This window comes from Edaphobacter sp. (assembly GCF_035532915.1).
Taxonomy (GTDB): Bacteria; Acidobacteriota; Terriglobia; order Terriglobales; family Acidobacteriaceae; genus Edaphobacter.
This window is the reverse complement of sequence record NZ_DATKQC010000012.1, coordinates 1-12,389: the sequence shown is the minus strand read 5'-3', so window position 1 is coordinate 12,389 and position 12,389 is coordinate 1. Positions and strand designations below refer to the sequence as shown.

Sequence of the window (12,389 nt, the reverse complement as noted above, 5' to 3'; positions counted from 1 at the left end):
CAATGTGACTCCCAGCCTACCCGGAATATCGCCCGAATACGCTGATACGAAAGTGGTAGTGCGACGGAGAGATTGCACCTCCATCGCTTTCAATGTCGCTCCAGCGCCCTTCTCAGCCCCGGTTCCAGATTTCCTCCACTCAATACAATGGCTATTTTGCGCACGCGCGGCAATTCGTGAGCATGGTAGAGAGCAGCGGCAAGAGCTACCGCTCCGCTGGGCTCGGGGACGAGTTTTGTGGCTGCCAGCATGGCGCTCATCGCCGACAGAATCTCAGCCTCGGTAACGGCTACAATTCCATCGACGTAGGCCATGACGTGCTCGAAGTTCAACACGCCGAGGCTCTGGGTACGGAGACCGTCTCCGATAGTTTGGGTCGTCTTTTCCGCAGGCCACTTAATCAATCGCCCAGCCTCGAAGCTCTCTTTTGCATCTGCCGCCAATTCCGGCTCTGCCCCCCAGACCTGCACAGCGGGCGCAGTCAGCGCTACGGCTGCACCGGTTCCACTCAGCAAGCCACCTCCGCTCACGGGTGTGAGGATCAGATCCACGCTGGGCAACTGCTCCAGAATCTCCATTGCGCAGGTTGCTTGCCCGGCAATGATCGCCGCATCGTCGTAAGGCGGAATCACGGAATAGCCGAATTGCCGGGCAAGCTCCTCGGCTTTGGCCTGGCGCTCTGAAGAGGATGGGCCTACGATGACAATCTCCGCACCAAGAGACTTTGTTGCCGCCATTTTGATTTCAGGAGTATTGTCCGGCATGACGATGATCGCCTTTGCGCCGAGGGCACGTGCAGCATAAGCAACGCCTTGGGCGTGATTTCCGCTGGAATAGGTGATGACCCCGCGCTGGAGCACCTCAGCCGATAGCTGCGCCACCATGTTGTAAGCTCCGCGCAACTTGAAGCTGCCGATCGGCTGCTCGCTCTCCGCTTTGATATAGATATCAAAGTCCGGCTCGGGCAGCTTCGCCATTCTCAGGCGGGCACGCTCCAGCCGGTAGAGTGGAGTCCGCACGGCCACTCCGGCAAGCCTCTTCTGCGCCGCGCGAATCTCATCAAGCGTTACCAGGTTGCTCATTCGCCTTCCTTAATCCTCAAAAGATACGGCCCAGCCCGAAGTACCACTTATAGTGTCCGCTACCCCCTATGCTGCCGCCGCCATAGATGGGACCGATCAGCGTCTTCATTACAACGATTGCTGTTCCATCGTTAGGTACGTCCGGCGTGCCCGAGTTACCGCCGCTAATCTTGCCTACCTCATAGAAGCCTCCAGCATAAATTGCATCGCCAAAGATGGGGTTCAGATGCGAGAGCCGAACGAGGTAGCCCGCTTGGCCGAGAAAATAGTCATCCCCCAGAAGCTCGTCGCGATCATAAGCGGTCAAGCGTAGAGGGCCTCCCAGAGAAAATCCTGCGAGCCCGAGGTTCGATGCGCCGAAGCTTGTGCCTCCGCTCGCGGTGCCAAAGATAATGCCGCGCTTGCCCGAAGGAATAAAGTGCTCCAAGGTCACGTCCAGCTGCGAAAGACCGTCACTCGAATTGGGGCGCTGGGTGTAATAACTGTAGTTGGACCGCACCTCAGAGCCCTTGGTTGGCAGCATGACCTCATCCTGACCGAGATATTGAAACCGTACCGAAGTAACCAGAGGAGTAATGTTGAACTCCTGTCCGATCGGGTTTCCGACGATGCGGCGTTCGCCGAACCACTGGTAGTCTTCGCCCGCTCGTAGCTCTGTCCTGGCGTTGAACTGGTAGCCTACGTCGGCGCCGACCCCATTTCTACGCTGCTTGAACTGCGCCAGTTGAGCGCTACCGGAGTAGTAGCCAATCTCCGAATGCGTCACATAGGTGTGGGGAGCGATGAACCACCGCGAGGCCAGCGTCAATGGCTTATAAAGCTCCGCATCAAAGCCCGCAACCTGCCCCACCATACCGTCGACGCGGAGCTCCGACCGAGGCCCTGCGATATCCAGAAACGTTGCCCTTGCTCCGAACCCAAGCTGAATATTGTTCGAGTCGTTGGAGGAAAGGGTCAACCCCAGATTTAGAAACGGTGGAGCATAGTCCTTGGTTCGGGGCCGGATCAACAATCCTGGCTTACCGTTTTCGTCAATCAGGTTGTAGTTGATGATCGAATAGTTCCCGGTCCCTTCAAGATCGGAGATACTCTGCTCAATCATCTTTGTATTGAGGGGCTTGCCAACAAACTTTTTGAACGATGCGGCGACTTCGGATTGTTGCGCCCCCTTCAGCCCGTAGACGTCTACGAATTGGGGCACGGGCACATGTGTCCGTCGGCGGGAGTCGCGATTGGCAAGATATGCCTTCCAGTCCGCATCGTCTAAAGCGTATTTTTCCAAAGCTGTAGCTTCCGCCTGTGCGGCCTTCTCGCCCTGGGGAATAATCTCTGCGCTCTTATCGAACTCGGTTGCACCGAACTTGCTGACATCCGCCTTGATCAGGACGGTGGCATTTTTCATGCTGGCCTGTTCATTCGCCGCCACCATGATCGACACGTTTCGGGCGGCAACGGCCAGCGGAGAATTCAGCGTCTCCGGCTTGACTGGCCCCGTATCCAGATACACCGCAATGACAATGTCAGCGCCCATGGCACGCGCCACGTCGACGGGAAGATTGTCGACGGCTGCTCCGTCGGAGTAGATCTCGTTGCCATGCTGTACGGGAGCAAACATACCGGGGATCGACATGGTCGCCCGCATGGCCTGTGCCAGCGAGCCATCCTCGAAGACATGCTTTGTGCCGGTCGTAAGCTCGGTCGCTACACAGCGGAAAGGGATGGGGAGATCGTCAAAACTTTTCAGGTCGTAGTAAGGCACCAGAGTACGGTCGAAGAGCAGCCCTACCGCTGCACCCGAGTTCAACCCCTTGGGCACGCCAATCCCATGCTTTAGCCCAAGCTCCAACCGGTTCGGATAGGCCAGCTTGTCTTCTTTCCTGCGATACCCCAACGACTGAAAGGGGACCTGGCCGCTTAGCACGCCGGGCCAATGGATGCGTCCTACGAATACCTTGATGTCGTCGGGACTGTTTCCCGCCGCATAGAGGCCGCCGACGAGCCCCCCCATACTTGTTCCGGCTACGTAATCCACTGGGATATGATGCGCTTCCAACCACTCGATCGCGCCGATATGGGCGAAGCCCAATGCTCCCCCGCCTTCGAGCACTAGCCCGATAGTGGGTCGCTTCGGCGGCACAATCTCCGGCTTCTGCGCAGCGATTACCGGAAACCCTGACAGAAGAGTAGCGCAGCCGAAACCAGCAATAATTCTCCAGAAAAGAGCGCTCTTTGCGAAAGAGATCATCTGCAGATAAATCTATCAGTAACCTCTCTTCCGATGGGCTGTCATAGATGTCTCCGGCAGTTACACTTTGTGTCCTCCAAAGAAGGACGGTTGCTTGTTCGCCTATTCCCTGCCGTATGATCTCACTTGAACGGAAGGGCCAAGACAGATGTGCTTTTCAGCCACGGCGAACTTCGCCGGCAGCGCCGTCCTGGGCACGATCGGAGTCGCTACCCTCGCCGAGGTGAAACACCGGCGTGCGCTTATGCTTGCAGCGATGCCTCTGCTGTTTGCCGCGCATCAGTTCATCGAGGGGTTCGTGTGGCTTGGGCTGGATAATATTCTGCCGTCGTATGTCGCCCACGATGCTGGAGCGGCTTTTGTGCTATACGCTCAGGGATTGCTGCCCTTTTTACTGCCCCTCAGCGTATATCTCATCGAGCCGACGCGAATCAAACAGCAGAGGATGTTCTGGTTTGTGCTGCTCGGCGGCGGCCTGACGCTGTACATCCTATGGGGACTTACGGCCTATCCTTTGCAGGTCTCAGCGCGCGACCACAGTATTGTCTACTTCAATCCTGTGACGACAACGACTGCAGTTGCTGTTCTCTATGTGATCGCAACCTGCGGTGCTCTGCTCTTTTCCGGGTTCCGCTATCTCATCGCACTGGGCGTCGCCAACATCATTGGGCTGCTGGTGGTGATGATCGTCATGCGCTACGCGTTTACTTCGATCTGGTGCGCCTATGCGGCCGTGATCAGCATTTTGATCTACTTTCACTTCCGACGCAGACGGCGCATGGCCCCCGTAATCTACGCAGCCACCGCCTGAGCTATATTGTGTTTTGCCTTCTGCGGTCGAAAGGGTTAAGCTCGCCTACTGTATCGCAGTTCCGGAGGATTCATGCACTCACGAGCACTCCTATTCGGCACGATCATTCTTTTCAGCTTATCGACAGCGTACCCGGCCGCTTCGCAGGACAGGCCGGACCGAGGCAACGCTCCACAGAAGAACACCGACAACAGGGGCGGTAACCATGGAAAGCCTAGCGGGCCACAGGCAAAGCCCAACCCGGGAGGCGGCAATGCGCGGCCGCAGCCGGGTCGTCCTCAACCTGGCCGTCCTAACCCTGGTGGTGGGAAACCACAGCCCAGTCGCCCACAGCCGAGCCGCCCCCAGCCTTCTCGTCCTAATCCTGGCCGTCCTCACAATGGACGACCAAGCCAAGGCCGTCCGCCGCAGTGGGGACACCGGCCGACGCAGCGGCCCTCCTATAGCTTCCGCAACAACGACCGTGCCTATCTCCACCGCTACTACCAGAGCCGTTTTGGCGCAATCAATCGCGCCAATCGACCGCGCTTTGTCATCGGCGGATTCTTCCCCTATGCCTACATCTCCTACATCCAGCCGCTGCCGCCGGATGTGTACGGCTATCTGCCCCCGCCACCGCCCGGATATGCGATGGGCTACTACCAGGGCTACGTGGTCGTCTACGATCCCATCACCTACTTCATTGCTAATGTCATCGACATCTTGCAGTGACAGACACAATCGCCCTCCTCAAAACAAAAGGCGCCCACAGAGGGCGCCTTTTTGCAGCTTTCAATGCAGAGATCAAATCTCCAGAATCACCGGCATAATCAACGGTCGCCGGCTGGTACTCTTCTGGATAAACCGCTTGAGGTCATTGCGAATCTTCTCTTTAATAACTCCATAGTCGGCCTTCTCTTCCGGACTGGAGTTGTCGAGCGTGCGCTGCACGATCTGCCGCGCCTCGGGAATCAATCCCTCCTCGGCCACAGCCATGCCTCGCATCACGATCTCGGGCGCATTCTCAAGCAGCCCGGTCCGTTTATTGATGGCAATGATCGGCAATACGATCCCATCTTCACTGAGGTGCTTGCGATCGCGAATGACGAGATCTCCCACCACATCGTTCGAAGCTCCGCCGGAATCAATGCAGACGCGACCCACAGTCACCTTGCCGGTCTTGGTGGCGGAGTTCTTATCCAATTCCAGAACATCGCCGTCCTCCAGCAAAATCGTCTTCTCCACGACGCCCATCGAGCTGGCGAGTTCGACGTGCCGCTTGAGGTGACGATAGTCGCCGTGCACGGGGATGAAGAACTTCGGGCGAACGAGGTTAATCATCAGTCGCAGCTCTTCCTGGCTGCCATGTCCGCTGACATGGATCAACCCTGAAGCACCGTCGTCGTAAATGACATTGGCGTCGCGACGTTCCAGATGGTCGATGACGCGGTAGATCGACTTCTCATTGCCGGGGATGACGCGCGAACTCATCAGAACGGTGTCGCCAGCGTCAATGTGCGCGAACTTATGGTTATTGACCGCGGCCCGGCTCAGCGCGCTCATAGGCTCGCCCTGCGTTCCGCTGATCATGATGCATAGCTTGTTGGCTGGATGGTCCTTGATGTGGCCGGGATTGATAATCAGTCCCTGCGGCAGATCGAGGTAGCCAAGGTCTTGCGCGATCTCGGTCGAGTTGTCGAGCGAGCGACCAATGATTGCCACCTTGCGCCCATGCTGATGCGCCAGCTCCATCGCCAGCCGAATCCGGTGGATCGACGACGAGAAACAACTAAAGAACAGTTTCTTCTTGGCCTGCCCGAAGATCTCATCCAATCGCGGACGCACCGCACGCTCACTCGGCGTATAGCCCGAGCGGTCGACGTTGGTGGAGTCCTGCAACAGCGCCAAAACGCCTTGCTTGCCCAGCTCCGCAAATGCATGGAGATCGAACGGCTTATTGTCCGGGGGCGAAAGGTCCACCTTGAAGTCGCCGGTGTGCAGAATAACGCCTACTGGCGTGTGAATGGCGAGAGCTACGCAGTCCACCAGCGAGTGGGTCACGCGAATGGGCATGATCGAGAACGGCCCCAGGGTAAAGCGACGGCCCGGCAGCATCTCGTTCAGGTCGGCATCATCCAACAAACGATGTTCTTCGAGCTTGCCTTCGACATAGGCCAGGGTGAACTCGGTTCCGTATACGGGAACATTCAATTCAGAGAGTATCCAGGGCAGACCGCCAATGTGGTCTTCGTGCCCGTGGGTCAAAAGGATGGCGCGGACTTTATCGCGGTTTTCAGTCAGATAACTGATGTCCGGAACAACGATGTCCACACCCAGCAACTCTTCTTCGGGAAACATCAGACCGGCGTCGATGACAATAATGTCATCCTGCCAGCGGAGAGCCATGCAGTTCATTCCGAACTCGCCCAGGCCCCCCAGCGGAATCATCTTCAATTTATCAAGTGTCATCAACCTTCAATCTTAGCATCGCGGCCAATATCGCTGTTTTGCGCAGTTCGTATCACGAAATCATCTCGGCCCCGCATCCAGATAGAATGCGAGGCCGAGGGTGAAGATAACTTGCATCGTTATTGACTTATTTCGCTGCAAGCGCGTCGCGGTGATTGCGCACGTAGTCGTGTGAGGTAAGGATATGAGCCTGCTGCTCGGCCAGAAGCTGGCGAATTGGCAAAGGCAGTTCCTGATTCAGAGCGTCGGCGTAGGCTTTCTTCGCCTCGTCTTCGCCCGTCTCAGCAGTCTCAAGCAATCCATGATCTCCACTGCCTAACTTTGCTTTGAGGTCACCCCACACACGGTGCAATGCTCCGGCGGTCGTGCCGTTCTCTTTAATGTCATGGACACCGTTCTGATGAAGCGCCTCTTCGAGGTCGCCGCGGAAACTCGCTCGTTTGAGTGACTCGGCAAGAAAGTAACGCTTAAGCGTCTCATCTTGCAGGTGCTCACCGAGATCGGCGAAGCCTTTCTGGCTGTCCTGAAGAGCGTTGATGACTAAGAGCAGAACACGCTGCATCTCGTGCTGCTTGCCGGAATCGCTTGACATAGTGTCCTCGTGGGTTGATGTTGTGGATCGGATCTTGATGAAAACGAGCTTCGGTTGAGGCAGGGTCCACCGGCTGAATGCGATTCTCCTTCACCGGCGGCAAACAGGAGAAATCGCGAAAATCCCGCTCCCCTGCCCACCGTTTGCTAAGGTCCGCCGGGCTGCTGCACCCAGCGGCGAGTATGCAGGAATAGATGCAGGGATGGGCTGTGGGTTTGCATCCAGGTACCCCGAGGGGAAGGTTTTCCAATTTTGTTCGCCACTTTGGGATAATCGGAGATGCTCTGGTGGTTCACGGCCTTGCAGACCGCCCGGTGTGCGAGACGCTGCGCCGGTGCAGGAGAGGTCGCGCGTAACCCCTGATGAAGACACTGAGACTAGTTTCGACTCCGACCCGCAATCGGCGGCTGAACGAGATTATCGGGCTGACCGTTCTGGTCGGCGCTGCGCTGCTTCTGCTCGCACTGGCAACCTATACTCCCTCCGACCCTTCATTCAATACCGTGGGCGCTTATACCATCGGACGCCCTGCGCATAACTGGACTGGCATCATCGGCGCTTATGTGGCCGATTCCCTGCTCCAGGCAATCGGCGTCGCAGCGTTCTTTCTGCCGCTCGTGCTGGGACGACTGGGACTGTGCTGGATGTGGTCGCGCCCGGCTGGCTCTCCGCTGGCAAAGAGCATTGGGCTGGGGCTGTGGGTGGTCTTTGGCCCGGCAGCGATTGCGTTGTTACCCGGACACATCCTCTGGCACCGGACGCTGCCCATCGAAGGAGTCAGTGGCAGGCTGCTCGCCGACGTAATGGTGCAATATCTCAACCTTCCGGGCGCCTGCATTGTGGTTGCACTGATGGTGGCGCTGTCGCTGTACCTCACCACCACCTTCACCTTCAACACCGCACACGAATGGAGCCTGATTCACTTCTCGTTTGCACAGTCCCTGTGGGAGCGGTGGGTGCGTTGGCGCAGCAACCGGAAGATCGCCAGCGTTGCGGCGGCGAAAGAAGCCTACGGCAACAAGCGCGAGCAAGCGGAGCTGAAGGCGCAGCGCGCCCGCGAACAGGCCGAGCGTAGGAACAACCGCCCTGAAAGCAACACGTTGCTTGGCAGCCTCTTCGGCTGGTGGGGCAGGAAGCGGACCGAGCCTCTCTCGGTTGCTCCTCAGGAGGAAGCAGTCACCGAACCGGCATCGATGTGGCAGGCCATGCCGCGAACTTTCGTGGATGCGGCTCCGGTGACGGCATTTAGCACGGCCGCAGCAGCGGCCGCCCCCTATGCGGACGTATTGGCAAAAGCAGCATCGTCTGGCCACGCTCTCGATGACGAATCAAACTTCCGGGACCGTGGGCCTGAAGCAGAACCGCGCGTTGCTCCCATTCGTGCGCTAAAAAGGGCTGAAGAGCCGAGGGCTGCGGCATTCACCCCGATTCCGGCCGCTCCCCATGGCAGCGTCGAGGATGACATCTCCTTCGGCAAGCGAGCCGATGCCGACATCAAGACGGTAACGATCGTGCCTAAGAGCGTTCGTGGTTACAAGCTGCCGCCCTCTTCCCTTCTGCATCGCAGCGAGGAGCAGGCCACGGTGCGCGAAGACGCTCTCCGCGAAGAAGCGCGCGTGCTGGTAGAGAAGTCCGCAGAGTTCGGCGTCAACGGGCAAGTCACTCAGATCAATCCGGGGCCCGTGGTCACGACGTTCGAGTTCCGCCCCGAAGCCGGAGTAAAAGTAGCTCGCATCACCGGGCTGGCCGACGACCTCTGCCTGGCCATGGCCGCCGAGTCCATCCTGATTGAGCGCATGGCAGGCAAAAGCACGGTCGGCATTCAGGTTCCGAACCATGAACGCGAAACAATCTGGCTGCGCGATGTGGTCGAATGCGAGAGCTTTGCGCAGAGTAAGAGCAAGCTGGTGATCGCGCTGGGCAAGGACATCAATGGCCGCATCGTCACTGCCGATCTGGCTTCCATGCCGCACGTGCTCATCGCAGGTTCGACAGGATCAGGTAAATCGGTAGCGATCAACGCGATGATTATGAGCGTGCTCTTCAAGAACACGCCGGAACAGGTGAGGATGATCCTCGTCGATCCGAAACGTGTTGAGCTTGGCATGTATGAGGGCATTCCGCACCTCTTCACGCCCATCATCACCGAGGCAAAACTGGCTGCGAATGCCCTGCGAAACGCCGTGCGCGAGATGGAGCGCCGGTTGAAGCTGCTTGCCGCCAACCATGTTCGCAACATCGACCAGTTCAATAAGCTCTTCGACCACGGCAGCGATTATCTGTTCGAGGACGTGAACCAGGAGCCGCTGCCCTACATCATCATCATTATCGACGAACTCGCCGACCTGATGATGCTCGACCGCTCGAACGTGGAAGAGTCCATTACGCGGCTGGCGCAGATGGCGCGCGCCGTTGGCATCCACCTCATCCTTGCCACGCAACGGCCTTCGGTCGATGTCATCACCGGATTGATCAAGGCGAACGTACCGACCCGTATGAGCTTCCGCCTGGCGACCAAGGTAGACTCGCGGACCATCATCGACTCCAACGGTGCCGAGAGCCTGTTGGGGCGCGGCGACATGCTGTATCTGCCGCCGGGAACAAGCCGCGTGCAGCGCGTCCACGCTCCCTTTGTTACCGAAAAAGAGATCTCCGCCGTGACCGCGTTCTGGAAGGCGCAGGGCGAGGCAGAGTATGTGCACGGCTTCCTCGAAGGACCAAAGGATGAAACGGGCAAGGACGGCGATGGCGGCGACAGTGAAAATGATGACCCCATGTACGACGATGCCGTGCGGTTGGTCTTCGAGTTTGGCAAGGCGAGCACTTCCCTGCTGCAACGGCGTCTGCGCATCGGCTACGGACGCGCCGCGCATCTGATCGACCTGATGCACAGCGATGGACTGGTTGGGCCTGCGGATGGCTCGAAGCCGAGGGAGATTCTGAAGTCACCGGACTGGGTCAGCGAAGTGGACACGGCGATTCGATAAGAATCGACCCCGTTACCGATGCACTTTCCGCGCTGAATGTAAGGCAACAACGGCAAGAACGCAGATGACGGCAAGCAACGCTATCCAGAGAAGATCGGGATAGCGCTCCGTGAGGGCGCGCGCGTCGGGCCGTGACCGGTAAGAGGGATTCAACTGCTCGGGGCCCAGCTGCGCGGAGTTGGCCCGAGTCATCGTCGAGAAGAGACGAGCATACTCGTATTGCGGTGCGTCCAGCCCGGCGTCCCCATAGAAGAGGGTGACAGGTTGCGCGGTTGGTGCGGAAAAACAAAGCTTGCGCTGGCGCATCTCCAATTGGACGGAGGTGATGGGAAGAGGCGCATCGTCACCGTTGTCAACAGCAACCTCCACCGTTGCAGGACCCTGCAGATTCGCTCCAAGAATCGCAGGGACGCTCAGTTGCTGCTGACGAACCTCGCGGCCAGCCTGAGTGAGATGCACGCGAAGAATCGTGCCATCGATGGTCTCCGCCGCAGACGTGGGGGTGCCCGCAGGACGATCGGAAATATGGACATCGCGGCTGAAATTAGACTTGAACCCTGGAGCGAGAGCGAAGCTGATTTGTTCAACAGGGATTCGCTCGCCCAACGTAAACGAAGCAACGCTCTGGCGTCCCTGCTGGGCGATGCCTGCAGTCCGAGCAGCAACAGTGTAGACAGACTGCGCCTCGCGGCTCGGCGGAACGGTAGCGCCTTTGACTATTGCTGCCGTCGCGGCAAAGCCGTGAGTGCCAGGTGCCGGCGAAACAGCAAGAACAATATGCAGATAGGGAAAACTGGATTCCTGAAGGTGGAGCGTAGTGCTGCGAGAGAGGTGCTGCGAAGTCAGATCAAAGAGCGTAAATTCACCGAGCTGAGTTGCCTTGACAGATTGAAGCGTATCGAGTCCAGTGACGGTAGCAGTTGCAAGATAGTCCTGCCCCGCCAAATCGAGGTTGACCTCTGTGTACGACCGGTCGGTCATCTCGAGATCGAAAACAATGCTGTGCCCGCGCATGCCGAGGTTCAAAACGCGCGCTGCCGTAGTGTCCGCCTGCACAGGCTCGCTCAGCGTAATGGCGTAAGGCAGCTCCTCAGCGCCTTGATAGAGGCGAACATCTTTGAGTGACGGGGCAGCGTGAGGAAACATCTGCGCGTCGATCACAGCGCATGTCTGCCCGGCCCCGGCAGGAACTGCGATCGTTCGCTGGTAGCGCGAGTACTGCGATGAATCGAGCGGAGCTTTGGGAGCCGGAGCCGCTGGCTGCCAAAAGATCAGAAGCGCCAGAAGAGCTGACTTCATTGCTCAACTCCTTTGCAATTCGGCTCGCTATCCCGCAAAGCCAGCCAGTCCTTCTGATAGGCAAAACTAACTGCCATAAGCAATGCCCCAAGACCGAGGAAGCTGACGACTCGATAGCCCTGGCTGAGGTTCCGCATGTCGTAAAGAAAAGTCTTGGCAATCGTAAATACAATCAGAAACAAGGCCTGCCAGCGAATGAAGGCGGTTCGCTTCCAGAAGCCGACAGCCAGCAGCACCGCCCCGTAAATCATAAGGAAAGCAGAGACCGCGAGCGCCTTTTGCAGCTCGGCGTCGGAGTGAGCCGCAGTTTGACCCCAAATCGTATCCAGTTCGCGAACACAGGCAACGACCGCGACAAGATTAAGCGCAATGATCGAAGCCCCTGTGATTTGCCGCCAGCGCGGACTCCCTTCGTCAGAATGACGCGCACGAAGAGAGATCCATGCGGAGCAGGCTAGGACCGCAATTCCAAAGAGGGCCGTCGCAAAACGGCCATTAAGAAAAGCCTCTTTGACTGGCTTGCCGAACCATACAGGCTGCAACATGAGACCGCAGAATCCCAAAAGGAGAGCGGCCACCGCAAGCGAACGAAGAATACGATGAGCACTGGCCGAAGCCGCATCTGTCGTTGCCGTCTCAAGCCGCGACGAGACCCACAACAGCGCAACGGCCTCCGCAAACCATCCCACGGTAATCCAGCGGCCACTCGCCTTCATAGGAATGGCGACCGTCAGAAACACGATGGCTAACGACAGATGAACGGCTGAGGCAATACTTCTCTGAGGCAATCGCAGCAGGACGAGATAGACGACTGCAAAGAACACCATCAACCACGGTAACCAGTCGTGATGCCCCGCGTTCTGTAACAGCGAGTAGAGCGCAAGCGACGCAAAGGTGGCATTGGCAAGAGGGAGAAAGATTTCGG

At 58.0% G+C, this 12,389-nt stretch carries 9 protein-coding genes; 3 read left to right on the top strand and 6 right to left on the bottom strand.

What is annotated here, in order from left to right; genetic code table 11:
* Positions 1-89: 89 nt before the first annotated feature.
* The gene (locus VMU57_RS00450; protein WP_325379657.1) at positions 90-1,082 is read right to left on the bottom strand and encodes a threonine/serine dehydratase; all 993 of its coding nucleotides are present in this window, start codon (positions 1,080-1,082) and stop codon (positions 90-92) included.
* A gap of 16 nt (positions 1,083-1,098) precedes the next feature.
* Entirely contained in the window at positions 1,099-3,327 is a 2,229-nt protein-coding gene (locus VMU57_RS00445) for a patatin-like phospholipase family protein (protein ID WP_325379655.1), read from the bottom strand.
* A 148-nt stretch (positions 3,328-3,475) separates the two neighbouring features.
* On the opposite strand from VMU57_RS00445, the gene VMU57_RS00440 reads away from it, so the two are divergent.
* Both VMU57_RS00440 and VMU57_RS00435 read left to right on the top strand, forming a co-directional pair.
* A complete protein-coding gene (locus VMU57_RS00440) occupies positions 3,476-4,138 on the top strand; it encodes a DUF6629 family protein (protein WP_325379653.1) in 663 nt (220 codons plus the stop codon).
* Between the two features lie 72 nt (positions 4,139-4,210).
* Positions 4,211-4,849, top strand: coding sequence for a hypothetical protein (locus VMU57_RS00435; protein WP_325379651.1), 639 nt, complete (start codon positions 4,211-4,213; stop codon positions 4,847-4,849).
* Between the two features lie 72 nt (positions 4,850-4,921).
* Here VMU57_RS00435 and VMU57_RS00430 read toward each other — a convergent pair whose 3' ends face one another.
* Positions 4,922-6,586 carry a ribonuclease J gene (locus VMU57_RS00430; RefSeq protein ID WP_325379649.1) on the bottom strand — a complete coding sequence of 555 codons (1,665 nt, stop codon included), beginning with the start codon at positions 6,584-6,586 and terminating at the stop codon, positions 4,922-4,924.
* A gap of 127 nt (positions 6,587-6,713) precedes the next feature.
* Positions 6,714-7,178, bottom strand: a complete 465-nt coding sequence (locus tag VMU57_RS00425; RefSeq protein ID WP_325379647.1) for a PA2169 family four-helix-bundle protein — start codon at positions 7,176-7,178, stop codon at positions 6,714-6,716.
* A gap of 362 nt (positions 7,179-7,540) precedes the next feature.
* On the opposite strand from VMU57_RS00425, the gene VMU57_RS00420 reads away from it, so the two are divergent.
* Positions 7,541-10,165: a DNA translocase FtsK gene (locus VMU57_RS00420; protein ID WP_325379645.1), complete on the top strand. Its 2,625-nt coding sequence runs from the start codon at positions 7,541-7,543 to the stop codon at positions 10,163-10,165.
* A 12-nt stretch (positions 10,166-10,177) separates the two neighbouring features.
* On the opposite strand, the gene VMU57_RS00415 is transcribed toward VMU57_RS00420, so the two are convergent.
* Complete coding sequence (locus tag VMU57_RS00415) at positions 10,178-11,464, bottom strand: DUF3999 family protein (protein WP_325379643.1); 1,287 nt, start codon at positions 11,462-11,464, stop codon at positions 10,178-10,180.
* On the bottom strand, positions 11,461-12,389 hold a 929-nt coding region (locus VMU57_RS00410), incomplete at its 5' end, for a DUF2339 domain-containing protein (RefSeq protein WP_325379641.1). The genes VMU57_RS00415 and VMU57_RS00410, both read right to left, overlap by 4 nt.

Coding starts and splice junctions, on each gene's coding strand:
- VMU57_RS00430 (WP_325379649.1), bottom strand. CDS start 6,586: ATGACACTTGATAAATTGAAGATGATTCCGCTGGGGGGCCTGGGCGAG.
- VMU57_RS00415 (WP_325379643.1), bottom strand. CDS start 11,464: ATGAAGTCAGCTCTTCTGGCGCTTCTGATCTTTTGGCAGCCAGCGGCT.
- VMU57_RS00425 (WP_325379647.1), bottom strand. CDS start 7,178: ATGTCAAGCGATTCCGGCAAGCAGCACGAGATGCAGCGTGTTCTGCTC.
- VMU57_RS00440 (WP_325379653.1), top strand. CDS start 3,476: ATGTGCTTTTCAGCCACGGCGAACTTCGCCGGCAGCGCCGTCCTGGGC.
- VMU57_RS00435 (WP_325379651.1), top strand. CDS start 4,211: ATGCACTCACGAGCACTCCTATTCGGCACGATCATTCTTTTCAGCTTA.
- VMU57_RS00445 (WP_325379655.1), bottom strand. CDS start 3,327: ATGATCTCTTTCGCAAAGAGCGCTCTTTTCTGGAGAATTATTGCTGGT.
- VMU57_RS00450 (WP_325379657.1), bottom strand. CDS start 1,082: ATGAGCAACCTGGTAACGCTTGATGAGATTCGCGCGGCGCAGAAGAGG.
- VMU57_RS00420 (WP_325379645.1), top strand. CDS start 7,541: ATGAAGACACTGAGACTAGTTTCGACTCCGACCCGCAATCGGCGGCTG.